At 65.8% G+C, this 26,624-nt stretch carries 26 protein-coding genes and 2 tRNA genes; 13 read left to right on the top strand and 15 right to left on the bottom strand.

What is annotated here, in order from left to right:
- Positions 1 to 660 carry an MBL fold metallo-hydrolase gene (locus tag WFK36_RS03055; RefSeq protein ID WP_336789553.1) on the bottom strand — a complete coding sequence of 220 codons (660 nt, stop codon included), beginning with the start codon at positions 658 to 660 and terminating at the stop codon, positions 1 to 3.
- A 138-nt stretch (positions 661 to 798) separates the two neighbouring features.
- On the opposite strand from WFK36_RS03055, the gene WFK36_RS03050 reads away from it, so the two are divergent.
- Both WFK36_RS03050 and WFK36_RS03045 read left to right on the top strand, forming a co-directional pair.
- Positions 799 to 2,166, top strand: a complete 1,368-nt coding sequence (locus WFK36_RS03050; RefSeq protein ID WP_008375793.1) for an acyl-CoA dehydrogenase family protein — start codon at positions 799 to 801, stop codon at positions 2,164 to 2,166.
- Positions 2,167 to 2,197: 31 nt separating this feature from the next.
- Positions 2,198 to 3,418, top strand: coding sequence for an acyl-CoA dehydrogenase family protein (locus tag WFK36_RS03045; RefSeq protein ID WP_205329197.1), 1,221 nt, complete (start codon positions 2,198 to 2,200; stop codon positions 3,416 to 3,418).
- A gap of 57 nt (positions 3,419 to 3,475) precedes the next feature.
- On the opposite strand, the gene WFK36_RS03040 is transcribed toward WFK36_RS03045, so the two are convergent.
- Positions 3,476 to 3,916 carry an Lrp/AsnC family transcriptional regulator gene (locus WFK36_RS03040; RefSeq protein ID WP_336789549.1) on the bottom strand — a complete coding sequence of 147 codons (441 nt, stop codon included), beginning with the start codon at positions 3,914 to 3,916 and terminating at the stop codon, positions 3,476 to 3,478.
- An 80-nt stretch (positions 3,917 to 3,996) separates the two neighbouring features.
- On the opposite strand from WFK36_RS03040, the gene WFK36_RS03035 reads away from it, so the two are divergent.
- The 4 genes from WFK36_RS03035 (at position 3,997) to WFK36_RS03020 (ending at position 7,112) form a co-directional block, all read left to right on the top strand.
- Positions 3,997 to 4,695 carry an AzlC family ABC transporter permease gene (locus WFK36_RS03035; protein WP_336789547.1) on the top strand — a complete coding sequence of 233 codons (699 nt, stop codon included), beginning with the start codon at positions 3,997 to 3,999 and terminating at the stop codon, positions 4,693 to 4,695.
- Complete coding sequence (locus WFK36_RS03030; protein ID WP_336789545.1) at positions 4,688 to 5,014, top strand: branched-chain amino acid transporter permease; 327 nt, start codon at positions 4,688 to 4,690, stop codon at positions 5,012 to 5,014. Before WFK36_RS03035 ends, WFK36_RS03030 begins: the two co-directional genes overlap by 8 nt.
- A gap of 82 nt (positions 5,015 to 5,096) precedes the next feature.
- Entirely contained in the window at positions 5,097 to 6,479 is a 1,383-nt protein-coding gene (locus WFK36_RS03025) for a lipase family protein (protein WP_336789543.1), read from the top strand.
- Positions 6,480 to 6,488: 9 nt separating this feature from the next.
- Complete coding sequence (locus tag WFK36_RS03020; protein WP_336789539.1) at positions 6,489 to 7,112, top strand: TetR/AcrR family transcriptional regulator; 624 nt, start codon at positions 6,489 to 6,491, stop codon at positions 7,110 to 7,112.
- Here the strand turns inward: WFK36_RS03020 and WFK36_RS03015 are convergent.
- The 4 genes from WFK36_RS03015 to WFK36_RS03000 are packed head-to-tail and all read right to left on the bottom strand — an operon-like array spanning position 7,109 to position 11,709.
- Positions 7,109 to 8,992, bottom strand: a complete 1,884-nt coding sequence (locus tag WFK36_RS03015; protein ID WP_336789537.1) for a propionyl-CoA synthetase — start codon at positions 8,990 to 8,992, stop codon at positions 7,109 to 7,111. The genes WFK36_RS03020 and WFK36_RS03015 overlap by 4 nt on opposite strands.
- Before the next feature lie 45 nt (positions 8,993 to 9,037).
- The gene (locus WFK36_RS03010) at positions 9,038 to 10,570 is read right to left on the bottom strand and encodes a hypothetical protein (protein ID WP_336789535.1); all 1,533 of its coding nucleotides are present in this window, start codon (positions 10,568 to 10,570) and stop codon (positions 9,038 to 9,040) included.
- Between the two features lie 10 nt (positions 10,571 to 10,580).
- Complete coding sequence (locus WFK36_RS03005; RefSeq protein WP_336789533.1) at positions 10,581 to 11,006, bottom strand: hypothetical protein; 426 nt, start codon at positions 11,004 to 11,006, stop codon at positions 10,581 to 10,583.
- Positions 11,007 to 11,037: 31 nt separating this feature from the next.
- The gene (locus WFK36_RS03000; RefSeq protein WP_336789531.1) at positions 11,038 to 11,709 is read right to left on the bottom strand and encodes a hypothetical protein; all 672 of its coding nucleotides are present in this window, start codon (positions 11,707 to 11,709) and stop codon (positions 11,038 to 11,040) included.
- Between the two features lie 137 nt (positions 11,710 to 11,846).
- On the opposite strand from WFK36_RS03000, the gene WFK36_RS02995 reads away from it, so the two are divergent.
- Together WFK36_RS02995 and WFK36_RS02990 are read left to right on the top strand one after the other, a co-directional pair.
- Complete coding sequence (locus WFK36_RS02995) at positions 11,847 to 12,746, top strand: dioxygenase family protein (protein WP_336789529.1); 900 nt, start codon at positions 11,847 to 11,849, stop codon at positions 12,744 to 12,746.
- Entirely contained in the window at positions 12,746 to 13,198 is a 453-nt protein-coding gene (locus tag WFK36_RS02990) for a MarR family winged helix-turn-helix transcriptional regulator (RefSeq protein ID WP_336789527.1), read from the top strand. The genes WFK36_RS02995 and WFK36_RS02990 overlap by 1 nt, the downstream gene beginning before the upstream one ends.
- Here the strand turns inward: WFK36_RS02990 and WFK36_RS02985 are convergent.
- On the bottom strand, positions 13,195 to 13,752 hold the full coding sequence (locus tag WFK36_RS02985) for an ester cyclase (protein ID WP_008375807.1): 558 nt from the start codon (positions 13,750 to 13,752) through the stop codon (positions 13,195 to 13,197). The genes WFK36_RS02990 and WFK36_RS02985 overlap by 4 nt on opposite strands.
- 77 nt (positions 13,753 to 13,829) lie before the next feature.
- Here WFK36_RS02985 and WFK36_RS02980 point away from each other — a divergent pair, with 77 nt between their 5' ends.
- A complete protein-coding gene (locus WFK36_RS02980; RefSeq protein ID WP_336789525.1) occupies positions 13,830 to 14,510 on the top strand; it encodes a TetR/AcrR family transcriptional regulator C-terminal domain-containing protein in 681 nt (226 codons plus the stop codon).
- Here the strand turns inward: WFK36_RS02980 and WFK36_RS02975 are convergent.
- Positions 14,500 to 14,970 carry a winged helix-turn-helix transcriptional regulator gene (locus WFK36_RS02975; RefSeq protein WP_336789523.1) on the bottom strand — a complete coding sequence of 157 codons (471 nt, stop codon included), beginning with the start codon at positions 14,968 to 14,970 and terminating at the stop codon, positions 14,500 to 14,502. The genes WFK36_RS02980 and WFK36_RS02975 overlap by 11 nt on opposite strands.
- Positions 14,971 to 15,024: 54 nt before the next feature.
- Between WFK36_RS02975 and WFK36_RS02970 the strand changes: the two genes are divergently transcribed.
- The 3 genes from WFK36_RS02970 to WFK36_RS02960 are packed head-to-tail and all read left to right on the top strand — an operon-like array spanning position 15,025 to position 18,070.
- Entirely contained in the window at positions 15,025 to 16,401 is a 1,377-nt protein-coding gene (locus tag WFK36_RS02970) for an MFS transporter (protein WP_336789522.1), read from the top strand.
- On the top strand, positions 16,398 to 17,207 hold the full coding sequence (locus WFK36_RS02965) for an acyl-CoA thioesterase (RefSeq protein ID WP_336789520.1): 810 nt from the start codon (positions 16,398 to 16,400) through the stop codon (positions 17,205 to 17,207). Before WFK36_RS02970 ends, WFK36_RS02965 begins: the two co-directional genes overlap by 4 nt.
- 38 nt (positions 17,208 to 17,245) lie before the next feature.
- Complete coding sequence (locus tag WFK36_RS02960; protein ID WP_336789518.1) at positions 17,246 to 18,070, top strand: UPF0158 family protein; 825 nt, start codon at positions 17,246 to 17,248, stop codon at positions 18,068 to 18,070.
- A 45-nt stretch (positions 18,071 to 18,115) separates the two neighbouring features.
- Here the strand turns inward: WFK36_RS02960 and WFK36_RS02955 are convergent.
- The 6 genes from WFK36_RS02955 to WFK36_RS02930 form a co-directional block, all read right to left on the bottom strand.
- Positions 18,116 to 18,189 (bottom strand) — tRNA-Met (locus WFK36_RS02955).
- A gap of 30 nt (positions 18,190 to 18,219) precedes the next feature.
- Positions 18,220 to 18,813 (bottom strand): TetR/AcrR family transcriptional regulator, encoded by a 594-nt coding sequence (locus tag WFK36_RS02950; RefSeq protein WP_008375815.1) that lies wholly within the window; start codon positions 18,811 to 18,813, stop codon positions 18,220 to 18,222.
- A gap of 4 nt (positions 18,814 to 18,817) precedes the next feature.
- Positions 18,818 to 19,951 carry a hypothetical protein gene (locus WFK36_RS02945; RefSeq protein ID WP_336789516.1) on the bottom strand — a complete coding sequence of 378 codons (1,134 nt, stop codon included), beginning with the start codon at positions 19,949 to 19,951 and terminating at the stop codon, positions 18,818 to 18,820.
- Positions 19,948 to 21,450 (bottom strand): FAD-dependent oxidoreductase, encoded by a 1,503-nt coding sequence (locus WFK36_RS02940; RefSeq protein ID WP_008375817.1) that lies wholly within the window; start codon positions 21,448 to 21,450, stop codon positions 19,948 to 19,950. Before WFK36_RS02940 ends, WFK36_RS02945 begins: the two co-directional genes overlap by 4 nt.
- Positions 21,451 to 21,608: 158 nt before the next feature.
- A tRNA-Met gene (locus WFK36_RS02935) sits at positions 21,609 to 21,685 on the bottom strand.
- 83 nt (positions 21,686 to 21,768) lie between these two features.
- Positions 21,769 to 23,022, bottom strand: coding sequence for an MCE family protein (locus WFK36_RS02930; RefSeq protein ID WP_336789513.1), 1,254 nt, complete (start codon positions 23,020 to 23,022; stop codon positions 21,769 to 21,771).
- Positions 23,023 to 23,225: 203 nt separating this feature from the next.
- On the opposite strand from WFK36_RS02930, the gene WFK36_RS02925 reads away from it, so the two are divergent.
- Positions 23,226 to 23,513, top strand: a complete 288-nt coding sequence (locus WFK36_RS02925) for a hypothetical protein (protein WP_008375819.1) — start codon at positions 23,226 to 23,228, stop codon at positions 23,511 to 23,513.
- A 75-nt stretch (positions 23,514 to 23,588) separates the two neighbouring features.
- Here the strand turns inward: WFK36_RS02925 and WFK36_RS02920 are convergent, their stop codons facing one another.
- Positions 23,589 to 26,573, bottom strand: a complete 2,985-nt coding sequence (locus WFK36_RS02920) for a UPF0182 family protein (protein WP_336789511.1) — start codon at positions 26,571 to 26,573, stop codon at positions 23,589 to 23,591.
- Positions 26,574 to 26,624 lie beyond the last annotated feature (51 nt).

Raw genomic sequence — 26,624 nt, 5'->3', positions numbered from 1 at the left:
TCAGAGCTCGACGGCCTCGCCGACCGGGAGGACTCGGTAGTCCGTGCCGTCGGGCGCCATCTCGGAGAGACGTGCGTTGTGGACGGCACGACCGGCGTCTGACTGGACGGCCTGGTGGATGCCGAAAGCGATCCGCGGATTCACGGCACGCAGGTAGTCGATCGGCTCGCTGATCTTGAGCCACGGCGCAGCGGCGGGCAACGCGAGGACGTCTATGCGCTCGAACGGGATGTACAGGCTGTCGCCGGGGTGGCAGAACGCACCGGGTCGGCCGTCGACGTCGAGGACGTACGAGATGTTGTCGATCACGGGCAGTTCAGGGTGGATCACCGCGTGTCGCCCTCCGGTGCCGCGCACGGTGAACGCTCCGACGGTGAGGAGTTCTCCGGGCCCGATCACCGACCACCGACCCGCATCGTCGCGGGCGTTGAGTTGCGCCGCGGTCTGCGGGTCGGCGTACCGGACGGCGTCGGGGTTGGCCTCGACGAGTGCGGGCAGGCGCGCGGGGTCGGCGTGATCGGGATGCTGGTGGGTCACCAGAATCGCGTCCAGCCCAGTCAATGTCTCGAATCCGGTGGAGAAGGTCCCCGGGTCGAAGAGGACCCGCGTCCCGTTGTGCTCGACGAGGACGCAGGAGTGTTCGAGGTGAGTGAACAGCATGTTCTCGACGCTACTCGTCGCTGCCCGAGACGACTTCGCCATTGACGCGTGACAACTTTCTTACCGCGGAGTAAGGTCAGTTCTTACTACGGAGTAAGAACTCCGCCGGTCCGTTCACTCGACACATCTGGTGAGGAAATGACAACCAACACCGAGCCCCGCGACACGTCGTCCGTCGGCAACGCACCCCACAAGCGCAGCGCCATCGGAACCGCGATGCGCGTCCTGACCGCCATCACAGGATCCGATCTGGCCGAGAAGTACGGCCTGCGCGAACCGATCAACCGGGTGGCCTACGAAGCCACGAAGACCGGCTTCAAGACCCTCGGCGCAGCGAACCGCGCGTTCACGCAGGTCGCGGGCGGCGGCAAGCCGCAGCGTCCGGCCACTTCGTCCAAGGGATTCTTCAACCTGAACCCCGACGACGAGCAGGCGATGATCGCCGAGACAGTCAAGGACTTCTCCACTGAGATCCTGCGTCCGGCGGCGTACGACGCGGACAACGCCGCGACTGCGCCGGAGGACATCCTCAAGCGTTCGGCCGAGCTCGGCATCACGATGATCAACGTGCCCGAGGAACTCGACGGCGCAGCCACCGATCGCAACGTCGTCACCAACGCGCTCGTCGCCGAGGCCATGGCCTACGGCGACATGGGCCTCGCCGTGCCGTTGCTCGCACCGAGCGGCGTCGCGACCACGCTGACCAACTTCGGCAGCGACGGCCAGCAGCGCACCTACCTCCCCGACTACGCGGGTGAGAACGTCCCGACGTCGGCCGTTGTCATCGCTGAGCCGCGTCCGCTCTTCGACGCGTTCGCGCTGCAGACCAAGGCCACCCGCGCCCCGAGCGGCTACCGCCTCAACGGCGTGAAGAGCTTCGTGCCCGCCGCAGGCAGCTCCGAGCTGTTCATCGTCGGCGCACAGCTCGACGGCCGTCCGGCCCTGTTCATCGTCGAATCCGACACCAAGGGCCTGTCCGTCGAGGCAGACCCGGGCATGGGCCTGCGTGCCGCAGGCATGGGCCGCCTGATCCTCGACGACGTGTCGGTGCCCGCCACCGCATTGCTCGGCGAGGTCGAGGGTGACGAGGCAGCCGCCGCGTACCGCGACGTGGTGCGCCTGTCGCGCCTCGGCTGGTCGGCTCTCGCCGTCGGCACCGCGACCGCGATGCTCGACTACGTGGTCCCCTACGTCAACGAGCGCGAGGCCTTCGGCGAGCCGATCTCCAACCGCCAGGCCGTGGCGTTCATGGTCGCGAACATGGCCACCGAGATCGACGGTCTGCGTCTGGTGACGCTCCGCGGCGCGTCACGCGCCGAGCAGGGACTCTCGTTCGCTCGCGAGGCCGCGCTCGCTCGCAAGCTGACCATCGACAAGGGCCTGCAGATCGGCCTCGACGGCGTGCAGCTGCTCGGCGGCCACGGCTTCACCAAGGAGCACCCGGTGGAGCGCTGGTACCGCGATCTGCGCGGCGCGGGCATCGGCGAGGGCGTCATCGTCCTCTGACGGACGACGACCTGAGAAGGAGCAGCCTCACATGGCAATCAATCTTGAACTCCCGAAGAAGCTCGAGCCGACGATCGACCAGGCCCGCCAGGCGGCCCTGCAGATCTTCCGCCCGATCAGCCGCAAGTACGACCTCGCCGAGCACGAGTACCCGGTAGAGCTCGACACCCTCGCCAACCTGTACAACGGCCTCGCCGCCGCAGGCCAGGCCGGCGCGGGAGCCGCAGGCGGCCGTGGCGACGCGAACAAGGAACGTCCCGAGGGCTACAACGCCAACGGCGGCAACATGCAGTCCGTCCTCAACGCCCTGTGGGCGTCGTACGGCGACGTGGGCCTGATGCTGTCGATCCCGTACCAGGGCCTCGGCAATGCGGCCATCGCCGCCGTCGCCACCGACGAGCAGATCGAGGAGATGGGCGGCGAGGTGTGGGCCTCGATGGCTATCACCGAGCCGAGCTTCGGGTCCGACTCGGCGGCGGTCACTACCACAGCGGTCCGTGACGGCGACGAGTACGTGCTCAACGGCGAGAAGATCTTCGTCACCGCGGGTTCGCGTGCATCGCACATCGTGGTGTGGGCGTCCGTCGACCGCAGTCTCGGTCGCGCTGCGATCAAGAGCTTCGTGGTCCCCCGCAAGCACCCCGGCGTGACGATCGCTCGTCTCGAGCACAAGCTCGGCATCCGCGCGTCCGACACCGCCGTGATCCGCTTCGAGGACTGCCGCATCCCCGCGACGTTCCTACTCGGCTCGCCCGAGGTGGACGTCAAGAAGGGCTTCGGCGGGGTCATGCAGACCTTCGACAACACCCGCCCGATGGTGGCCGCGATGGCCGTCGGCGTCGGACGGGCCGCCCTGGAGGAGCTGCGCAAGCTGCTCGAGGACGCAGGCATCGAGATCGACTACGACCGCCCTGCAGCAGATCAGCCCGCCGCCGCGGCCGAGTTCATCCGCCTGGAGTCCGACTGGGAGGCCGCGTATCTCCTGTCGCTGCGCGCGGCGTGGATGGCCGACAACAAGATGCCGAACTCGCTCGAAGCCTCGATGAGCAAGGCGAAGGCCGGACGCACCGGCACCGACGTGACCAACAAGGCCGTCGAACTCGCGTCGACGCTCGGTTACTCGCAGCGCACGCTCTTGGAGAAGTGGGCCCGTGATTCGAAGATCCTCGACATCTTCGAGGGCACCCAGCAGATCCAGCAGCTGATCATCGCGCGTCGAGTGCTCGGCAAGAGCAGTTCAGAACTGAAGTAGCAGCACCCGTTTCGCACAGGAGGACCTCACCGACCGGTGGGGTCCTCCTGCATTCGGTCACGAGCTGCCCTTGAGGACTTTCATAGTCATCCTGGAGTCGAGCCGGGCGATCGCCGGGTCGCCCATGAGATCGGCCGTCACCCACCGCTCGTATTCCGCGGTGTCACGCACTCGGACGCGGATCAGGTAGTCGGGCAGGCCGAACATTCGACGCAGTTCGACCACGCTGTCCATGGCCGCCACCCGACTCTCGAAGTCGCGGACCGTCTCCCAGTCTTTTGCCACGAGCTCGGCGTTGACGATCACCTCCAACCCGAGCCCCATCGCGTCGTGATCGACCACCGCGGAGTAGCCGCGGATCACCCCGTCGGCTTCGAGACGTCGGACTCGGCGAAGACATGGCGCAGGCGTCAGGCCCACCCGTGAAGCCAGTTCCTGATTCGTCACGCGGCCGTCTCGCTGCAACTCTTTGATTATGGCTCGATCTAAAGCATCCACGGTTAGATCATTGCTCAAACGTCCACCATCGCGCCAGAACAAGACAGCACATTGCGGGCGAGAATTCCTAGAATTGCTACATGAAGATCGTTCGACTCCTCGAAGGCCTGCCGCCGGCCGCGAAGGCTGCGGGTGTGGTCTGGCTCGGCCTTTTCGCGCTTGGCCTCGGGTTCGGAGTCCTCACGCGCACAACGGGATTCGACTGGTGGGTGGCGCCGGTCATGTCGGCGGTCATATTCGCCGGGTCGGCCGAGTTCATCCTCGTGGGGCTCTTCGCAGTCGCCACTCCCCTCGCGGTGATCGCCGCGACCGCGGCCCTGGTGAACTCCCGACACCTCTTCTACGGGCTGTCGTTCCCGATCCACAAGCTTCGTGGGCGCGGCGCCAAGACGTACGGCGTGTACGCACTCGTCGACGAGGCGTACGTGATGGCGACATCACCCGCGGGCGGCGCATGGTCTGGTCGTCAGCTGCTGTGGACCCAGGCGGGCCTGCACGTCTCGTGGGTGCTCGGCGCGCTCACCGGGTCACTCGCCGGACCGACACTGCTCAGCGGTCTGTCCGGGCTCGACTTCGTCTTGACCGCACTGTTCCTGATCCTCGCCGTCGACGCAGTGGACGCGTCCCGCGACGCAGCGACCGCGACGATCGCCGTCGTCGCGGGTGTCATCGCCCATCTGATCGCACCCGAGGCGATGCTGATCGTCGCGATCTCCCTGTTCACCGTCGGAATCCTGCTGCGCTACGCAGCGAAGGAAGGAGCGCGCTCGCATGCCTAGCACCGCCTACCTGCTCTCGGCGATAGCCGTCACGGCGGCGATCACGTTCGCATTGCGCGCCGCTCCGTTCGCATTGCCGCAGAGCATGCGCGACACTCCGGCAGTCAAGTTCCTCCGCACCGCGATGCCCGCCGGCGCCGTGCTCATCCTGGCGTTGTACTGCCTGCTCAAAGTCGACCTCGGGTCGCCGCGACACGGCTTCCCGGAGACGATTGGCGCCGCGGTGACGATCGGCGTCCATCTGTGGCGCCGAAATCTGCTGCTCTCGCTGGTTCTCGGCACTGCGACGTGCGTGGTTCTGAGCTCCGTCACCTTCTGAGCCTCTTGTGCGCTGAAGCACACCGGCGTATTCTCCTCTCAATTCTGAAATGTTGATGTTTCACAATGAAGGGGAGAACGTCATGCGCGTGAAGAAGGCGATCGCATACCTGGTCGCAGCCGCCGCTGGAGTGTCGCTCATCGCGGCCCCGGTGGCAGCCGCACCGTCGTCCGTCCGGGTGGCTCCGGCGCCATTGGTGCCGCTGCCGCAGGAACTGGACTCGAGTTTCTATCGGCCCGCCCAGTCGCGAGTCGCCGCGGCAGCCCCCGGCGAGATCCTCGGAGCTCGCCGAATCAACGCGGCGAACTTCGGCGTCGCACCGCTCAACGTCGACGCCTGGCAGCTGTCGTTCCGCTCCACCGACACCAGCGGACGGGCGATTCCCGCCGTCACCACGATCCTGAAGCCGCGCGGCACGACGAAGGGCCCGCGCAAGGTGATCTCCATGCAGATCGCCGAGGATTCGACCGCGGGCTACTGTTCGACGTCGTACGCGATCCAACACCTGAACGCGAGTCCGCTGCTCGGTCAGGTCGTGGCGCCGGCCGAACTGTTGGTCGGACAGGGTTTTCTCGCGCAGGGCTACGCACTCGTCCTGCCGGACCATGAGGGGCCGAACCACGCCTATGCCGCGGGTCCGCTCGGCGCGCGGATCACGCTGGACAGCCTGCGGGCCGCCAAGCAGTTCGCCCCGTCGACGATCACCGACGCCTCGCCGATCGGCCTGTACGGCTACTCCGGCGGCGCCATCGTGACTGGCCACACCGCCGAATTGAAGCAGTCGTATGCGCCCGAGCTGAACATCGTGGGCGCCGCGGAAGGCGGCGTGCCCGCCGACCTGGGTTCGCTTCTGCGCACCGCGCAGAACGGTGCCACCAGCGGCTTGGTGCTCGGCGCCGTCTTCGGCCTGGCTCGCGAGTACAAGTACTTCGACTCGTTCCTCGACCGTCGGCTGAACCCGCTCGGCAAAGGCCTCCGCGACCTGAAGGGTCCACTCTGCGTCCAATACCAGGCCGCGACGTTCCCGTTCCTCAACAACATAGGACTCATCGACTGGCCCGGCGGCGCGCTCAACGCGCCCAGCGTCAAGCGGCTTCTCTCCGACACCCGAATGGGACGCGCCCGCCCAGACATGCCGATGTACATCTGGAACTCGCAGCTCGACGAGATCGTCCCCGTCGGCCAGGTGAACACTCTGGTGAAGAAGTACTGCGCCGCCCCCGGGCCGTCGATCACCTACACCCGGGACCACCTGTCCGAGCACATCATCGGTGAGGTCGCCGGTGCGCCGATGGCGTTCCTGTGGCTGAAGGACCGGCTCGACGGGAAGCCCGCGACGCCGGGCTGCACCACTCGCGATGAACTGTCGATGGCGACCGACGCGAAATGGTGGCCCACGTTCTCCCGCACCATCGGGACCGACCTCGCCGCACTGTTCGGCGCGGCGATCGGGCGTGGCAAGTAGTTTGGATGAGTGACCGAGTCCAGGAACTATCGAGGACAGTCCGTCGACGACCGCCGCCGACTGCGCCGCGCCAGGTTCCTGGACTCGGGCCTGCAGCTCTTCGGAACGCAGGGATATGCGGGGACGTCCATCCCCGCCGTGTGCAAACACGCCGCATTGTCGTCGCGGCAGTTCTACGAGGTGTTCGCCGACAGGGAGGATCTCCTCAAGGCGCTGTACGACGAGACGCAGGACGCCGCGATGGCCGCGGTCTCCGACGCCATCGCCGTCGAACTCGAGAAGCAGTCCACTCTCGAGGAGATGTTCGGTGCGGGAATCACGGCGTTTGTCATGTACTACGCCGACAGCCCGCAACGCATCCGCGTGAGTTTCATCGAGGTGGTCGGCGTGAGCCCGGGCTTCGAGGCTCACCGTCGCGAACGTCGGCTCCAGTGGGCCTCGTTGCTGGCCGCAGTTTCTGAGCGCGGCGCGCAGCAGGGCATGGACGTCACCGCGTCGGACCCACTCGCGTGGGCTGCCTACCTGGGCGCGGTCAACGCCGCCATCGTCGAGCATTCGGAGGATGCGTCGACCACCGTCGACGACGTGATGCGTGTGATGCGCCGGATGCTCAGGCCCGGCGTGCTGGGCTAGCGACGGCTCAGCTGCTCCACCAGCGCATCGAGCACCGACGCGTCTTCGATCGTCGACGGGACCGCGTACTCCTCGCCGTCGACGATCTGCCGCATCGTCTTGCGGAGGATCTTGCCCGAGCGAGTCTTCGGCAGTGACGCCACCACGGTGACGTCACGGAACGTCGCGACCGCCCCGATCTCGTCGCGCACCCGCTGCACGAGTTCGGACCGCAGAGTGTCGTCGTCGATGTCGACGCCCGCCTTGAGGACGACGTACCCGCTCGGACGCTGGCCTTTGAGATCGTCGTGAATCCCGATGACGGCGCACTCGGCGACGGCAGGATGTGCGGCCACGACGGCCTCGATGCTGCCGGTGGACAGTCGGTGACCGGCGACGTTGATGACGTCGTCCGACCGTCCCAGGACCACGACATAGCCGTCGGCGTCGATGAATCCCGAGTCGCCGGTGAGGTAGTAGCCCTCAAAGGTGTTCAGGTACGACGCACGGAACCGATCCTCGTCACGCCAGAGTCCAGCGAGGGTGCCGGGCGGCAGCGGTAGCCGGATCACGATGTTGCCTTCCCCGCCTGCGGCCACCGCTCCGCCGGTCGCGTCGACGATTTCGACGTCGTACCCGGGCACCGGCACAGTCGGCGATCCCGCCTTGATCGGCATCGGCTCGAGGCCCCGGAGGTTGGCGGCGATCGCCCAGCCGGTCTCGGTCTGCCACCAGTGATCGACCACCGGCACACCGAGCACCTCGGACGCCCAGGTGTAGGTGTCGGGGTCGAGCCGCTCCCCCGCCGCGAACAGGGTACGCAGCGTGGACGTGTTGTACTCGGCGAGTTCGGTCGCGTCGGGGTCTGCCTTGCGGATCGCGCGGATCGCGGTCGGCGCGGTGAAGAGTGCGGCCACCTGGTGCTGGTCGATCACCCGCCAGAACGCGCCTGCGTCGGGCGTTCCGACCGGCTTGCCCTCGTACATGACGGTTGTGGCGCCGACGAGCAGCGGCCCGTAGACGATGTAACTGTGGCCGACCACCCAGCCGACGTCGGACGCCGTCCACCAGACGTCGCCCGGCGAGATGTCGTAGACGTTCCGCATCGACCACGTCAGTGCGACCGCGTGGCCGCCGTTGTCACGGACCACGCCCTTCGGCTTCCCCGTGGTTCCCGAGGTGTAGAGGATGTACAACGGATCGGTGGCCGCCACCTCGACGGGAGCAGCGGGCGACGCTGCCGCGCGCTCGGCGTCCCAGTCGAGCCAGCCGACGTAGTCAGACGCTGAACCGGGCACCTCGGCCCGGTCTTTCACGATCACCGTGCTCGGCGCGGAGGTCGCCTGGTCTATCGCGGCCTTCACCAGCGGGAGGTACTCGACGACGCGGCCCGGCTCGAGACCGCCCGACGCGGTGATCACCGCGACCGGCTCTGCGTCGTCGATCCGGGTGGCGAGTTCGGGCGCTGCGAATCCGCCGAAGACCACCGAGTGGACTGCACCGATGCGGGCGCAGGCGAGCATGGCGATCGCCGCCTCCGGGATCATCGGCAGGTAGATCACCACGCGGTCGCCCTTGGTGATGCCCTGCGCCGCAAGCACTCCCGCGAACGCCGCGACCTCGTCGAGCAGCTGCGCGTAGGTGTACGTCCGGACGGTGGACGTCATCGCCGAGTCCCAGATCAAGGCGACCTGATCACCTCGGCCCGATGCGACGTGGCGGTCGAGCGCGTTGGCCGACGTGTTCAGCGACCCGTCGGGGAACCATCGGTAGATCGGCGGGTTCGAGTCGTCCAGCGCACGCGTCGGCGGGGTGATCCAGTCGACCCCGGCCGCGGCCTCGAGCCAGAAGTCGTCGGGGTGATCAATGCTGCGAGCGAAGGCGTCTGCGTAGGATCCCATGTCGCCACCGTAGTGAATGCGCGGTGACGGCGGTCACTTGCGGCCCTATTGCCCGCAGTGCACGTCCTCACAGAGCACCGCGACCGCTCGCCGCATCACTTCGACGGCAAGATCCTGATCGACGTTCGCCACCCACGTCTCGCTGGTGAGTTCCGGCGAGACGATCACCAGCAATCGGATGTTGTCGGATACTTTCGCCACGACCAAGTGCTGAGCGAACGTCCGGTCGGCCGGTGGTCCACTGATGAGCATGGACACACCGAGCGCCTTCTGGGCACCGCTGATCTGCGCGATGTCGGACTTCACCGCGAATCCGCGGACTCCGGACGGATCTGCGAATGCCATCGCGTGCTGTGCTTCGCCGACTCCGAATCCTGTGCCGGGCGGAACTTCGAAGCCGAGCACCGTCACGAAGGTCCGCGTCGAACGGAAGACCTCGACGTGGATGGCGGCTGTGTCGGCAACCGAGATGGCCGGCACGCTACCGTCCGCGTCTGCGGCCCTCACGTCGAGATCTGTCGGCCATGGCATGTCTGCAATCCGGCGGAGACGCTCCTGACCATCGGACCACCGCGCGAATCCTTCTGGCGTGGGTACCGCTGCGAGGTTCCGCACTACTGAGGACGGTGCCGTCCGAAGGACGGCGCCCACTGCGCCAGTGAGATACGCAGCGGCGATCACTGAGGTTGCCGCGAACACCGGCGGACGAGGGAAGTCGGTCATGGGTGCGTCGACAAGCGACACACCCGGCGTATCAGGTGCGTCGGATTCGTTCGTGTCCTCGATTGGTCTCAGAACGATTGTTATCAACTCGTCAATGTCCGCCGCAACGTCCTCCGTCGGATGAAAGTACTCGTTGTCGCCGGTCCACCCGGCGTGCACTCGAGTCCTGTCGATCGCCCACGCGTCCCATGTCTGATGCTCGGCGAGGACGACCAGCTGCCCGAAATCGGGCCACTCCGACCGATCCAGTTCAGGCGCTTGAGGAGCGTCCGAGGCGAACACGTTCATCTCATCCATGTCGGGGTCTGTCCAGCGGATGAGCCTGTCGTACACCGTGTGCACGTTCGACACCGAGAGAATGCCGCACCAACCCATGTAGTCCATGAATCCGTCGTGGAGATCGGTCGCGAACGTGCCCAGCACCGGAACCGCAGTGTCCCACCAGTCGGGTATCGGCCCGGTGTACGGCGGGCCGCCTATCCACAGTTCGCATCGGTCGTCATGACGATAGTGGTCAAAGATGTAGATCATCACGATCTCAGTCGTCCCGAAGTCGGGCGCATTCCGGTGGTTTCCGAACTCGAAATCCTTGAGGTAGTGATACCGAGCAGCACTCTCCGCAACCCAGATATGTCGCAGCTCTCGTTCGAGAAGGTCCGCGACGCGCGGCAGTCTGGGTGCGCCTCTTCTCCACTGTTCGGCCACACGTCGGCGCATCTCGGCGTCGCATTCACCGACCACATCCGCCCAGCCATGCGGAATGCCGCTGATCGCTTGCGCTTCAGTCGGCGTCGTCGCTATGGCCCCATCGCCGATTCGTTGGGCGACACTGCGCCGCACTTCGTTCACATCCATGTCAGCTCCTCTATCCGACCTGCTCGACGACGAACCCCAGCAGGATCACTGACGTTCCGCCGATCTCGCCGACGATGAGGGCGACCATCGACGCGGTCATCATCGGCGACTTCGGATGCAGTTGGTTCTCCGTGTCGCGGAGGGCGCCGTGCAGGCAGTACGACGCGATCGCGGTGACGAAGAAGAACACGACCACGACCAGCGCGACGAGGTTCACGGCCGTGCTCCACGCACTGAACTGAACGAACACGCCGAGCATCGCCGTCGCGAACGAGTACATGAGCGCGGCACGGTGCGCGATGTCGACGTAGATGTGCGCCGCGCCGTCCGGACTGCGCATGATCTGCGCGAACTTCCACACACCGAGAACCAGCGCCCACAGGAAGATCACGCCGGCTGCGATCAGCGCGACCTGCGTCGCGAGAGTCAGAGTCATGCCTCCCACTCTTTCACGACAACCCCGCCGATCACCCCACACGCGGTTTGCGCCGGACCACCCCCTCCAGCGGCGATCTGGCGGCCACCCAGGCGCCGGCGTCGGCGTCCACCCACGTCGCGAGCTCAACCGCCGCCCTCAGATCGCCGAGCAGGTCACGGCGATGGATCGGCTCATGATGCGCCGCTCGGTTCCGCACGGTCACAAGCCCCGACAGGTGCCGCTCGACCCGCGCCCGGCGGTCCCTGACGTCGCGATACCCGTTCGGGAACGCCCTGTTGAGCGCCGGAACCCACAACGTCGTCAGGTACCGCTCCGCTACGATGCAGCGCCAGAATCCGAATCCGAGTTCGGCGACGACCTTGCCGCGGAAGTCCGACCCGCCGGGCCCTCGCTCCACAGCTCTCATCGCCCGCTCCAGATCGCCGAGATGGCGATCGTCGAGGGGGATCGTGTCGAACCAGGATGAGTCCCCTCGCCTGCCCGCCCACGCCATGAGCTGTCCGTCCATCGCATTCCGGACGGTCACCTCCACCATCGCGACCGTGACCAGGATCGCGGCAGCCGCCACAGAGTTCCAGTCGTACAGGCGCAGAGCCGCGTGCTCGTCACCCCGCGTGACGAGCCGATAGGACCGCAGCCGCTGGGCAGTCACGGCCCGCCCGATCGCATCGTCCCACTCCATATCCATTGCCGTCGACATGTCCCCCGACCCCCCGAATCGATTCGATCTGCCCTGAACATAGCTCGCACCTCTGACAATCATTCCCCGTATTTGAAAGTTGAAATGTTTGGAGGTATAGTCATTTCAACTTTGAAACAATTGCTCGGAGGTCTTCGATGACAGCTGCACACAGCACCACCGCGCTGGCCGACGCGACTATCCGCGCCGATCACCCGTTCGCACGCCATCTCGTCCACGCCGCAGCCGTCGCCGCGGCGACGCCCCACCGTGCCTGGACTCCAGACGACGGACCCCTCCCCGCGCTGTACCTGTCCCACGGAGCGCCTCCGACCTTCGAGGACGCCGAGTGGATGCGCCAATTGCACGACTGGTCGCAAGCTCTGCCCAGGCCCCGCGCGATCCTCATCGTGAGCGCGCACTGGGAGTCGGACGAGCTCGGAATCACCAGCACTGCGCCGACCGAACTCGTCTACGACTTCGGCGGCTTCGACCCGATGTACTACCGCATGCGATACGACACCCCCGACAACACCGGTCTCGCGCAACGCCTGATCGACGTCCTGCCCGACACCCAACGCGTCTACGAGCACCGCACTCGCGGCCTCGACCACGGCGCGTGGCTGCCGCTCAAGGTCATGTACCCCGAGGCGGACATCCCAGTCCTGCAACTGTCGATGCCGACACACGACCCACAGTCGCTGTTCGCCATCGGCCGGCGCCTGCAAGCGCTCCGCTCCGAAGGAGTGCTGGTCGTCGGATCCGGGTTCATGACACACGGCCTGCCCTACCTGAACTGGTCTCGCCCCGACATCGTCCCGACGTGGTCGACGGAGTTCGACGAATGGGCGGCCGACGCCCTCTCGCGAGGCGACGTCGACGCTCTCGAACGATTCCGCAGCCTCGCTCCGGGACTGCCGTTCGCCCACCCGACGGTTGAGCATTTCACACCGATCTTCGTCACCCTCGGCGCGGCGACCGATCCGGCAGCACCGGTGACGACCGCGATCGACGGCTTTGCGATGGGCCTCGCCAAGCGGTCGTTCCAGGCGGCCTGATGCCCGACGAACCTCGCTGGCTCACCACCACGGAGATGGATGCGTGGCTGCCCCTGCTCGCCGTCATCAATCAACTGCCTCAGGCACTCGACCAGCAGCTCCGCACCGACGCGGGGATCAGCCACGTCTACTACTCGATGCTCGCGTTGCTTTCCAACGCCCCCGATCGCACCATGACGATGGGAGAGCTAGCCCGCGACAGCTTCACCAGCCCGTCACGTCTCACCCACGCGGTCACGAGCATGGAGAAGCGCGGTTGGGTCGCTCGATGCGCCGACCCGGAGAACAGACGGATCCAGAACGTCTCCCTGACCGACGACGGCGCGAGCCTGCTCGTGCGCATCGCACCCGGTCACGTCGACGAAGTTCGTCGGCGAGTGTTCGATCGGCTCTCGTCCACTCAGGTCGAGCAGCTGCGCGACATCGCGTCAACGCTCGCCGAGCAGAGCTAGTCGAACTGCGGCGGGACGGTGTCGAGGAGTCTGGAGTCGGGCTCGTCGCCCGACATCGCGAGAAGCCCGACCACCGCCCGACCGATTGTCAGCAGGTCGCGCGGGTCGCGCTTGTCGAGACCACCGATGAGCTGCTTGAGAATCGTCAGCTGGTCGAAGTAGATGCGCTCGACGATCAGGTTCTCATCGGCGTCGAAGATGAAGTAGGCGGTCATCCGCGTGCGGTGCGACGATCCGGTCGGCGGGATCTTGCCGAGCGGGCCGAGGTGGGTGCCGAGCAGCCAGAATTCGACGACCACGGCGTCGACGGTGTGCCGGAACGAGATGATCTCGTGGTCCTGGTCGGGGAACGCGACGCGCGTGTCGTGGTAGTAGTCCCGGACTTCGCGGGAGCCGTCGTGGACGGTCATCTGTGCGATCAGTTCGTAGTGAGGATGAGGGAAAGTGGACAGCGTTGCATCCCAGTCCTGGGCCACCTCGTCATGGAAGTGATCGAGGACCAGCTTCTCGCGGGCACGGAGAACGTGCTCGGGCGGGAGTTCAAAACGGGTCATGACGGCCTCCTACAGCAGTTCCCGCCAACATATACCCACACCGTGGATTAACTCAAGGTATGCGGCACAATGAGTCCGTGGACCTTTCACCGCGCCGCGGGCGACCGCCCAAGGGGGAAGCGCGACTCTCCCGGGAGACGATCGTCGACGCGGCGTTGCAGCTGATCGACGACGACGGCATCGACGCGCTCAGCATGCGATCGGTCGCACGTCAGCTCTCCGCCGACCCGAAGAGCCTGTACAACCACGTCGGCGGCATCGACGACCTTCTCGACGCGGTCGCCGAACGCCTGCTCGGGTCGATCACCGCACCGGAACTCACGGGCGACCTGCGCACCGACCTGCGCGCCATCGCCTTCGCGTTTCGAGCAGGCACCCTGAATCACCGCGCCGCCGCGCCGCTGATCTTGACCAGGCAATTGACGTCGATGGCGTCACTCGCCCCGGTGAACACGGCACTCGCCGCGATGCACCATGCAGGATTCTCCACCGACGACGCCGTGCATCTGATGCGTGCGACGCTCGCAGCACTCGTCGGCACATTGTTACGCGAGGTCAACGCCGTTCCGACGTTCGGCATCGCCGACACCGAGGCGATCGCCAGACGGGAGTCCGACCTGGCAGGCAGCGAACTGTCAGCAGTCGTCGAAGTGGCGCCGCAGCTCGCACGGTTCGACGCCGAGGCCGAGTTCCGCTACACCGTCGAGTTCCTGATCGACGGAGTGATCGCGCGACGGCCGTCGACCGTCACCGACTAGGCAGCACTCCGCCGTCTGGAGCACCGGGACCATGCCGGAGCTCGAGTTCTCGTGCATGCAGTCGCTCGCCGCATTCAGAGCAATGCAGCTCAGCCTCGACGACCGAGCCGCATGTGTGACCCACTTCCACCGGCGCACCGTCGGGTGCATACCAACGATCGCCCCACTGCCGGAGCATCATCAACGCCCGCCACAGGTCACGCCCCTTCGGCGTGAGCACATACTCGTGCCGGACGGGCCGCTCCTGATACTGGACCGTCGTGAAGATCCCGTGTTCCACGAGGGTGTCGAGTCGCTGACTGAGCACGTTCCGGGCTATTCCAAGCCGTGACTGGAACTCGTCGAATCGAGTGACGCCCATCAGTGCGTCACGCAGGATCAACGGCGTCCACCATTCCCCGATCACCTCGAGGCTCTGGGCGATGGAGCAGTTCATGTCGACGAAGCTGGCGCGGCGCATGCGCCCATCATAGTCAGTTGCTTCATAGAACGCACCTCGTCTACAGTCCGTTTCATGACACAACTAACTAGCCGGGGGTCGACTCCGACGTCGAGTCGGGCAGTCATTCCAATCGTCGCGACAACCGTCCTCCTCTCCGGATTCGACCTGTTCGTGGTCAATGTTGTCCTCGCTCAGATCGCCGACGACCTCAACGTCGCCGACCTGTCGGGCCTCTCGTGGATCCTGAACGCGTACACGATCGCGTTCGCCGCGTTCCTGATACCGGCGGGCCGACTGAGCGACCGGATCGGCAGCCACCGTGCGCTCGTCGTGGGCCTCGCCCTCTTCGCGATCACATCGGCCGGATGTGCGTTCAGCACGTCGCTCACCGCGCTGATCGTGATGCGGACACTCCAGGGCGCGAGCGCGGCACTCATGACACCGTCGTCCCTCGGGGTGGTCTTGGAGGGGACGTCGCCAGACAAGCGCGCCGGGGCGGTCCGGCTCTGGGCTGCACTCGGCGGACTCGGCGCGGCACTCGGACCGGTTGTCGGCGGCGGTCTCGCGGAGTTCGGATGGAGATGGGTGTTCTTGATCAACATCCCGATCGCAGGCGTCGCTGCGGTGGCGACGTGGTTCCTCGTCGCTCGTTCGACACCACGCCGCGAACATCACCTCGGCCTGATTCAGTCGACGGTTCTCGCGGGCTCGATCGCCGCTTTGGTAGCAGCGTTGGTCAACGGCGGAGAGTGGGGATGGACGTCTGCCCAGACGGCGATCCTCGCCGTGATCGCACTCACCGGCTTCGCCTCTACCGGCCTGACAAGCGCATTCGGACGACGCCCGATCCTCGAACCTCAACTCTTGCGAGTTCCGCGGATCATTCCGGCCGCCGCGGCCCTCCTCGTTTTCCACATCGCTTTCGGGGCGATGCTGTTGACGGTCATCCTGTGGATGGAAGCCGTCTGGGACTGGTCCCCGTTGCGAGCCGGTCTCGGCATCGCGCCGGGCCCGGCGATCGTTCCGATCGTGGCGGTTCTCGCCGGGCGTCTCACGGGCCGGATCTCGCCGCAGGGGCTAGCCGGCCTCGGCGGAGCAGTCTTCGCGGTCGGCGCCGCGAGCTGGGCGCTCGCTGTCCAGGCCGACTCGACGTACGCCGCAGCAATCCTGCCGGGAGCCCTCTTGACCGGCGTCGGCGTCGGGCTCATCACGCCGACGGCCATGGCGATCGGAACATCCGCCCTCCCCGCGCAGTGGTTCGCCACCGGGTCGGGCGTGCTCAGCATGGCCCGCCAGGTCGGTATCGCCGTCGGCGTCGCGGTGGCCGTAGCGTGCCTCGGGCCCGCGTCCGACGTCTCCGACTTCCACCTCACGTGGTGGGTCACCGCTGCTGTCTCGCTGATCGCAGGCGCACCCCTGCTCGCCGTCGCCAAGGAGAACCGAGAATGACCGACCAGTTCACCACCCTGCACCGTCTGCTCGACGGCCACAGCGTCGATTCCGAGCGCCTGCGCACCGTGTACGGGTTCGGCGGCCTCCACGGCGGGATCCTGTCGGCGATGCTGCTCGGCCGGATGCGCAGCGCCGTCGACGTCTCGTTCCGGCCCGTCGAGTTGACCACCCAGTTCATCGCGCCGACACGCGAGATGCCGAGCGTCCACGTGAGCGTGCTGCGCCGGGGGCGACGCAACGCACAGGTGACGGCCACCGCGACTGCGCCCGACGGTTCGATCGTCGCCACCGCCGACGCCGTGTTCGCCGCATGCGCTGACGCGCCGATCACGCACCGCCTGTCCCCTGGGCCGCCCTCCGGTGTCACGCCGATCGAGTCGGCGTCGCCGATCGTCATCGACCCGCAGTTCATGCCGCTGGCCACCGCGTTCGAGATCCGTCCCGCCACGTCGACCCTCCCGTACACCGGGGGCGAGGACGCCGAACTGTGCGCGTGGATACGTCTCACCGGACCCGCCCCCGAACCGCAGTCGCGGTTGCTGATCCTTGCCGATGCTCTGGCGCCGTCGTACGCGGCGACGCTCAGCGTCCTGGCACCGATCCCGACGGTTCGGATGGCCGTGCATTTCGCGCCCACGGCGCAGAGCATCGACGACGAATGGGTGTTGCTGCGCGCTCGAACTCCGCACGCCGACGACGACGGCTGGCTCAGCGAGTCGCTCGACCTCTGGACTCCCGATGGAGTTCACCTCGCGTCGTCGACGCAACTGCGCATCGTCCGACCCACCGCTCCCGTCCTCTGAGGAGCCCAGACGTGAACGCCTCCGGCTACGGTTGAACCATGACCGTCCGAGTGATCGTCGTCCACCGGGTCGAGGAGTACAACACCTGGAAGAAGCACTTCGACGCCGCCGCCGACCTGCGGGCCGCGGCGGGCGAAACCGACTTCGAGGTACTCAGGTCCACTGGTGACACGAATCTGGTGGTCCACTCGTCGACGTGGTCGTCCGACGCCGATGCCCGCGCCTTCTTCGAATCGGCGAAGGTGGCCCGCATCCGGGCCGAGGCCGGCGTCGAGCCGCCCCTGTTCTTGTACCTCGACACCGTCGAGACCGGCACACTCGACGCACCGCCTCCCCAGCCGTCCCAGACCTCCTCGCCACGACTCAAACTGGTGCCGATGCCGCAGAGAGTCACGCGCCTACCCGATCTCGACATAGACCTGCTCACAGACACGCGAATGACGGCCGACGTCGACGACATGGAGTTGTACATCGACGGTTCCACCGGCCGCATTCTGACGGACTTCGACTGGAGCGACGAGTCCGCGGACGTCCACCATGTGAACAGCATCAGTTCGCACGAGCAATACACGTACTTGGAAGCCTTCACCGACGCCGTCGCCGACCGCGATCTGCGGTCGCACTTACGCGAGGCACTCGACGGACGCCGCCCGTTCCGCCGTTTCAAAGACGTCCTCTTCCAGCATCGAACGAAAGTCGGGGTCCTGTGGAGTCCGTTCCAAGAGACGCTCGGCGCGATCGACACGATCGAATGGCTGCGGCACCTCGAGGTGATCACCGACGATGAGGCGGCCTGGGAGACCGCCGCCCGCGAGGCTCGCCGCGACGAACTCATCGAGCAGATCACCGCCGCCACCCGCTGACACACAAGAAAGCCCGGACCTAATGGTCCGGGCTTTCTCTTCTAGTAGCGGGGACAGGATTTGAACCTGCGACCTCTGGGTTATGAGCCCAGCGAGCTACCGAGCTGCTCCACCCCGCGTTGCGTTCTCTACTGTACACGGCCCCGGAATCATCCGAGCGCGGGGGCGAGCCAGCGTTCGAGGAACGTCCTCATCGCATCGTCGTCCTGCAGTTGCTCGGACGGATTCTGCAGGAACGACGTCAACAGCCGCATGATCATCTCGGCGAGACCGTCGAGATCGCCGTCGGTGTAACCGTGGGCGGCCCAGTCGACGGGGAACCGACGCAGCATCAACGATCCGTACTGGACGACGCTCCCCGACGTGGAACTGCGGCCGAAGGTGCCGGTGTCGCCGATCTGCAGGAGCAGGTTGAGGCGGGGGTCGCCGGGAACGGTCCGCAGGCAGAACAGCATGCCCTCGACGACTGCGTCGGCCGGCTCGCCACGTCCGTCGAGGTGCGCGACGAGCCGGTCGACGAAGTCTGCGGCGCCCTGGGCGGCCACTTCGCTGACGATCTCACCGATGCCGGCGAACTGCCGGTACACGGTCTGGCGGGTCACTCCCAGCTCGGCGGCGACGTCGGAGAACGTCGTCTTCGCGACGCCGTACCTGTCGATGCACCGGGCCGTCGCGTCGACGATCCGTTGCCGCGCCTCCTCGTCGGTCGCCGGAGGCTCCCCGCCCCACCCGTGTTTGGCCATGGCCTCAGACTGCCACAGCGCCCTTCTCCCCCACGCCGGCCACCGCGCCCGCCGGTCGGGCCGCCCGCATCGCGGCGATCACGAACCACGCCGACCCCGCGATGCACAAGATCGAGTACCAGGCGCTGCCGATCGGCGTTCCCCGGTCGGTCACCCCGTCGACGGCGCCGAGGAACTCGGGCGCCGAGGCGATCCACAGGACCGTGAGGACGCCGAGGTACAGGGCCGGATACACCCGGACGAACTGCGGCGACGCTAACCCGATCGGCCGATTCCACGTGGCGCGGGTGCCCTCGATCAGGAGCCACAGTCCGACGAGCCACAGGATCGCCAACAAGATGATGACGATGGTCCGCTGCAGCGTCGCCTCCCCGCCGGTGTTCACTCCGACGCGAGTCGGCGCGGCGAGGACGACCATGAGGATCGGCGTCAGGATGCCGGCCGCAAGGGTCCGCAGCGTCACCTGACCACCGGACAGGTCCTTGGTCGCGGAGAACTTCGCGGCCAGCCACGCGAGCACGCCGAACGACACGGACGCGAACACCCACATGCTGTTCATCGGCACCGAGGTGAACATCGGTTGATTGATCATGTTGTCCGGGTTCCACGCCCACCATTTGAGCTGCGGTCCGAGCTGGTCGAACGTCTCGTAGAACACCTGGCTCGCGAACGCGACGGCGACCGCGCCCGCGAGCGGGCCGCGTCGTTCGAAGATCCCGAGCGCGCGCACCACCTCATAGGTGACGGCGGAGATCACCGGGTAGAACGCGACGATGTACAGCGGCAGCCTGTCGAACATGAACTGCACGGTGAACACGTTGTGCGAGAAGATGAAGCCGACGTACTCGTTCAACCCGAACCACGACGGGAAGTACAGCGGCGGTTCGATGATCGCGAGGTACACGAGGGAGCCGAACCACAGGGTCAGATTCACCGCGTCGCCGTCGCGTCGCCACCGTCGCCACGCGTGGATCAGCGCGAACACGGCGCCGGCGACGATCAGCAGTTCCAGGATCGGCAGCGTCCAGTTGTCGAGGCCGAACGGGTTTCGGAACGTGACGATCGGATTCGCGTCGTCGCAGACGAAGCCGAGATGGTCGGCCACCTCGCGCGCGGCCTGCTCGCAGGTGAAGCTCATGCCGGCACCTGCTCGTCGACGTAGACGGGCCGGTGCGCCACCGGGTTGTCGGGGTCGGTGTAGTCGGTGCCCGGAGGCAGCTTCGTGACGTCGAACCCTCCGGGGATGCGGGTGCGGCCGAGGGCGGCGCGCACCTTGTAGCGGAGCACTCGGAGGATGAACTGCGGGTCGGTGCTGATCTCCTTCAGCGACGTGTCGAGGTTGAACACGCCGGTGAACTTCTCGTCGACGTAGGCGTCCTCGGCGGCGGCAGAGGTGATGGCGTTGAACACCGGCCAGCTGAAGCGGGCGGCGAGCTTGCGGCGCCACTGGGCGACGGTCTCGGTACCGGTGGCGAAGTCGTACGCCTGGTCGCGGGCCATCGCAAGCATCCACGGGACGTCGAGCGACACCTTCTGCTTGTCGAGGAACTCGCGGTGGAACGCACTGTCGATCGTGCTGCGCGAGGCGAGGACCTCGGCGAGGACCAGCGCCGACCGCGCCGCCGAGCTCATGCCCTGCGCGTAGAACGGATTGAAGGCGCAGATCGAGTCGCCGATCGCGATGAGGCCGACGGGCGGGGCGTCGAGGAGGTCATAGCGCCGCCACTTGTTGCCCGTCGACTTCGTCAGGTGCACTCCGGACTGCGGCTCGCATTCGCGGGAGACTTGCCCGAAGACGGGCGTGCGGACGCGGTCGGCGGCCGCTTCGAAGTCCTCGACCGTGCGCGGCATCGTCAGGCCCCACGAGCCCATGCACACGATCACCCGGTTGCCCTCGATCGGGAAGAAGTTCGAGAGGTACTCGTGCTCTTCCGGGTGCACGCCGGTGTCCTGCGTCGGGGTGACGACGATGTGTTGCCACCACCAGTCGGCGGGCCGGTCGGCGGGCAGGTCGTACCAGCGGGAGGTGTAGGTGACCTTGGCGTCGAGGGTCTGCTCGGGTGCCTGGGCCCAGCCTGCGGCGACGAGCCAGTCGTGGACCTTGGTGCCGCGACCGAGGGCGTCGACCACGAGGTCGGCGTCGAGGGACTGCGCGTCGCCGTCACTGAAGGTGACGCCGGTGATCCGGCCGGCCGCGGTGCCGCCGCCGGTGGTGAGCAGTCCGGTGACGCTTACGCCCTCGCGGATCTCGATGTTCGGGATCTCGCGGACCCGGTCGCGCAGCACGCGTTCGATGAGGACGCGCGAGCTGTAGACCATCGTCATCTGGCTCGACTTGCGGGCCGCCCAGCCGTCCTTCTCGCAGTACGCGGCGTCCTTCGACGGCATGAGGAGCATGCCGCCGGCGGCGATCAGCGCGTCCTCGAAGCCGGGGAAGATCGTGCCGATCGCGCGGCGCCCCGAGTTGAGGACGAAGTGCGGATGCTTGCTCTGCGGCACGCCCCGACGGTGCTCGGCGTCCGCCGGCAGTTCGTCGCGCTCGAGGACGATCACCTCGTCGAAATGTCGTGCCAGCACACCCGCCGTGCACAGTCCCGCGACGCTGCCGCCGAGGACTACCGCTCGCTTCGATCCCATCGTCTCTCCATTCATACAGATTTTGGATGAGCGTATGGTTCGGCGGGAATGAGTGTCAAGGGACCTCTCCCATCCCCATGGCGGCTTCGCAGGCCGACGACATCGGCAGGCAGCGAAATACACAAAGACCCGGACCGAATGGTCCGGGTCTTTGTTATTGGTAGCGGGGACAGGATTTGAACCTGCGACCTCTGGGTTATGAGCCCAGCGAGCTACCGAGCTGCTCCACCCCGCGTTGCATCGACTACGTTACACAGCGGTGAACTGCAGAGGCAAATCGATTACCCGGCAACGTGATCGAAGGCACGAACCAGCCGATCAACGGGCCCGGACACCCATCAGGCCTGCCAACTGGGTGGCGAGCGGATTGAGGTTCAGCTTGTCGGGGTCGCGCTTGGGTTTGTTGTCCCACGGCTGCACGAAGTCCGGGTTCGACAGGTCGGCGTTGTTGGCGCCGCGCACCGCGGTCGGACTGCCAGTGGGCACCGAACAGGCCGCCTTGGTGTTGAACGGGAAGTCGTCGTAATTGATGTCGAAGTCGGGGTTGCGCGCCTTGATCTGGTCGATCATCCGCTGCGTGCTCTCGTAGCCGCGCGTGCAGCTCGGCGGGTTCTCCGTCTCGAGGACGATGCCGAAGCGGATCGTCCCCTCCGGCGATGACGTGGTCATGCTGCTCGCCGACAGGGACGAGAGCATCGCGAAGGTCATACCAGTCACGAACGACGCCGGCTCGATCGTGTCGACCGTCGTCCCCAGCTGGTGGATGAGCTTCGTGGCGTCTGCTCCGTTGTCGTCGAGGAACCTCGACAATGTCGTCGCCGCGCGGGGTCCGTCGGTGAGAATCCGGCGGATCGCCGGGTCAGACGACGCGAGCGTCGCCGCGACCACGTTGAGATTCTTCGACCACGACAGTATCTCGTCCGACTGCTCGGCCTGCGTCGCCAACACGGGGCGCGAGTTCTTGATCAGCTGGATCGTGTCGTCCAGGTTCTCGACGCCGGTCTGCGACAGTTTGTCGAGGGAGTCGACGAGGCGAGTCAGATTGTCACCCTGACCGTCGAAGGCCTTGCCGAGCTCGGTGACGGCGATCCGCAGATCGTCGACTGGGACAGTCTTCGTGAGGTCGATCGCCGACTGCGTGACTTCCTGCAGCTTCGGCGGGAACCGAACCTGGGACGCTGCGATACGCGAGCCTTCATGGAGGAACGGCCCGTCGGCCGACGTCGGCTGGAAGTCGAGGAACTGCTCGCCGATAGCGGACCGGTTCGCCACGACAGCGAGGGCGGAGTCCGGAATCTGCTCGCCACTTGACTCGAGAACCAGGTCAACTTCCACACCGTCGGGAGTCATCCGCAGATCGCGCACACGTCCGGCGGCGACACCCCGATAGGTGACCTGAGCCTCCGAGAACAGCCCGCCCGCGTCGGGCATCTCCACCGTCACGCGGTAGACGCCGACGCCCACCGCCTGATCCATCCGGGCATACCGAATGCCGCCGTACACCGACGCGACCAGCCCCAACAGGACAACGACGACAAGCTGAATCTTCACTAGACGACTGAGCGGTGGCATACCGACCCTTCCCGGAAACAGTGCGGGTCCCGACTACCCCACTGTGCGCAGTGTAAACGTTGTTTACATGAGGAAACGAGCCCCAGAGCACGGTTCGTGAGCAAGGATCTCCATCAGGACATCATGTGATGCCGATCACTTCGAGAGTAGGGTGAGACTCACCAGTCCGGCCCGCCAGGACCGACCGAAATCCAGGAGGCGACATGGCAGATCCCAACATCCATCACGAGAGCCACGGCAATCATCCGATGAGCCTGCTCGCGTTTGTCCTATTGCTGGCCGGAGGCGCGCTGTCGGCGCTGTGGATCGTCACCCTCGCCGACCTGCCGGAAGGTCGGACGATGAACATCACCTACGGCGTCCTCGCCCTCGGGTGCCTGGTCTCGGCGGCACTGATCTTCCGCCACTTGACCACCCATCTGCACCACTCACCGGTGATGCCCGACAACACCCAGTCCGAGATCGACCGCTACCTCGCCAAGGTGCGCTGACACCACCGTCTATCAACAAAACCGCCGAGTCCCGGGGAGGGACTCGGCGGTTTCGTTTGAGATCACCGGCTCGCGTCAGCCGCCGGTCGACTCGTACTTCTTGATCGCTGCATCCAGCTTGTTGAGAGCGTCCCCCAGCTTGCCGAGGTCACCGCTGGACTGTGCGGTCCGGACCTCCTCAAGAGCAGTACCGAGTTCGCGCACGGCCGCCGCACGAGCCGGATCATCGCTTGGCGACGGCTTCGGATCAGGCTTCGGTGTACCCGTATCGGTGGTCGGAGGCGGTGTCGTAGCACCCTTGTCGGGCTCAGTCGCGGCACCGGGATTGATGCCGACCTTTGCCAGTGCAGCGCCTATCGTCGGTGCGACGCCGATGTTGACCGCCTGCTCATCCGTCGACTCATTCGTGTCAGGACGGTAGTACGCGAGCATCCGATACAGCTTCGGAGTAGCAGCGTCGCCTGTCTTCGACTGTGTATAGATCGGCTGGACGTACAGAATGCCGTTCCGCCCGACAGGCAATGTCAGCAGATTTCCGTAGATGGCATTGACGGTGCTTTCCTTCTGCAGCGTGACGTCGCCGGAAACCGCCGACTTCATCGTGTCCGCCATCTGTTGCGGCCCCTGGCTTTTTGCACCAGAAGGCAAGACCTTCACGGTGATCTTGCCGTAATCCCGCTGATCAGCCGCCACGGTGACGTATGACGCGAGGTTCTGACGGTTGAGCGGAGTCGTGACCGCCGTCAACTGAAACTCGGGTCCCTTACCGTCAGGAGAATTCGCCGTGAAGTAGTACGGAGGCTGCGGCAGTTTGCTGTCGCTTCGTGTCGGATCGTTCGGCACCGACCAGAAGTCCGACGCACGGTAGAAGACCGAGGGGTCGGTCACGTGGTATCGCGCCAACAACTCTCGCTGAACCTTGAACAGATCCTCCGGGTACCGGACATGGGCGAGAAGGTCCTTCTTGCTGTCATACTCCGACTTCGGCTTCACAGTTCCTGGGAACACCTTCATCCAGGTCTTGAGAACGGGGTCGGTGTCGTCGGCCTGGTACATCGTGACCTCGCCTGTGTACGCGTCGACTGTCGCCTTCACAGAGTTCCGGACGTACGACACTTCCTCGTCTGCCTGTGTCCGGCCGCTCTGGCCCGCGTTGCTCTGACTCGAATCGGCCGTCGCCTCCGAAAGCGACATCCGCTGAGAGTACGGGTAGGTCTTCAACGTCGTGTATCCATCCACGATCCACTTGACCGAACCGTCTGCCATCACGGCGGGGTACGTCTTCGAATCGACGGTCAGCCAGGGCGCCGCCTTCTTCACACGGTCTCGCGGATCGCGGTTGTACAGAATCTTCGAGTTGCTGTTGATGGCGTCTGACAGGAGGATGTTCCGCTCGCCGTACTTGATCGCATAGAGCAGTCGCGAACCGAAGTTGCCGAGCGAGACACCCGAGTCGGCCGAGTACGTGTAGTCGCCTGCGTCAGTGTCGTACTCACGAGGCTTCCCATCGTCAGACCCGACGATCGCGTAGTCGGGATCAACGTTTGCGATGAGCTCACCGAAGTAGATGCGCGGCTGCTTCACCTTGATCGGAGAGTTCTTGTTCGCACCCGACGCGATCGTCTCGACGGACGCATCGATGAAGCTCGGCAAACCGCCCTGGTCAGAGTTGGTGGCGTCAATCGTCGGAGCGTCGACCTTGTTCGCCTGCGCAGCGACGATACCGTTGCCGTGCGTGTACCGGGTGTGCTTGTTGATCCAGCTCTTCTGCGTTTCGTTGTAGCGATTCGGGTCGAGCTCACGCGCGGCGACGATGAAGTCACGCTGTTGGCCGTCCACCTGGTAGCGGTCCACCGCGAGTTGCGCGGGGAAGCCGTAGAAGTTCTTGCCGGCCATCCGTTGGATGAAGGTCGGCGAGATCACCGACGGATCGAGTAGACGAATGTTCGACAGAGTCGCGGAGTCGGCATTGACCTCAGCGGCGTTCGCGGGAGTCTTTGTCCAGTCGTTCTCGTAGGTCACATCCTGGCCGGCTCGAATCCGATATGCCTCAGCAGTCGCCGCCATGTTTCGGCTGATGTATTCCGCTTCCTTCGAGTCGGCGCTCGGCTTGACGGAGAACTGCTCCATCGCGGCAGGCCAGATGACTCCGATGGCGAGTGCCGACAACAGCATGAGGACGGTCGCCATGGCGGGGATCCGTAGATCGCGCAGTGCGACCGCGGCGAAGAAGGCGATGGCGCACACGATGGCGATGGCCATCAGGATGAGCTTGGACGGCAGCACGACGTTGATGTCGGTGTACGTACCGCCGGTGAAGATGTCGCCGCGGCGGTCGCTGCTCAGGAGGTCGTACCGGTCGAGCCAGTATCCGACTGCCTTGAGGAGGATGAACACGCCGACGATGATGGCGAGTTGCACACGTGCAGGCCCCGACAGACCACCACGCCGTCCGCCGCCGCCGAGACGGAGGCCGCCGAACACGTAGTGAGTGATCAGGTTGCCGACGAATGCGACGCCGATCGCGATGAACGCCAGGTCGAGGATCAGTCGGATGAACGGCAGCGTGAACGCGTAGAAGCTGATGTCCATCCCGAACTGCGGGTCCTTCTCACCGAACGACTCCGCGTGGATGAACGTCTGAATCGTGGCCCACGACGCCTGTGCGATCAGGCCTGCGACCAGACCGATCAACACGGCGGGAATCACTCCGGCGATCCACGGCCGCCGACCGATCACCGCGCGGTAGCGCTCCAGCGGATCGCCCGGACCGCTGACCGGCGGGAAGTCCGGCCGTCCGCGGTAGGCGGCGAAGAGGCCGCCGAACACGATTCCGCCGACCACGATCGCGGCCACGAAGAATGCGACGATCCGTGTCGTGATCATCGTCGACATCACTTCGGAGTAACCGAGGTCGGAGAACCACATCCAGTCGGTGATGATCGACACCACCCGCGGTCCGATCAGCAGGATCAGCAGCAGCGCCACACCGATGCCGATCAGAATCTTCGATCTGCGGGACAGCGTCGGTCGACCAATCGGACCACGCACTCCAACCACGTTATTTCTCCTGTTTCGTGAACAATCGCCGGAGCAGGCACCGGCTACGTC

Source organism: Gordonia malaquae (assembly GCF_037148075.1).
Lineage (GTDB): Bacteria > Actinomycetota > Actinomycetes > Mycobacteriales > Mycobacteriaceae > Gordonia > Gordonia malaquae.
Note: the sequence above shows the minus strand (reverse complement) of the source record. Positions and strands in the feature narration are given on the sequence as shown.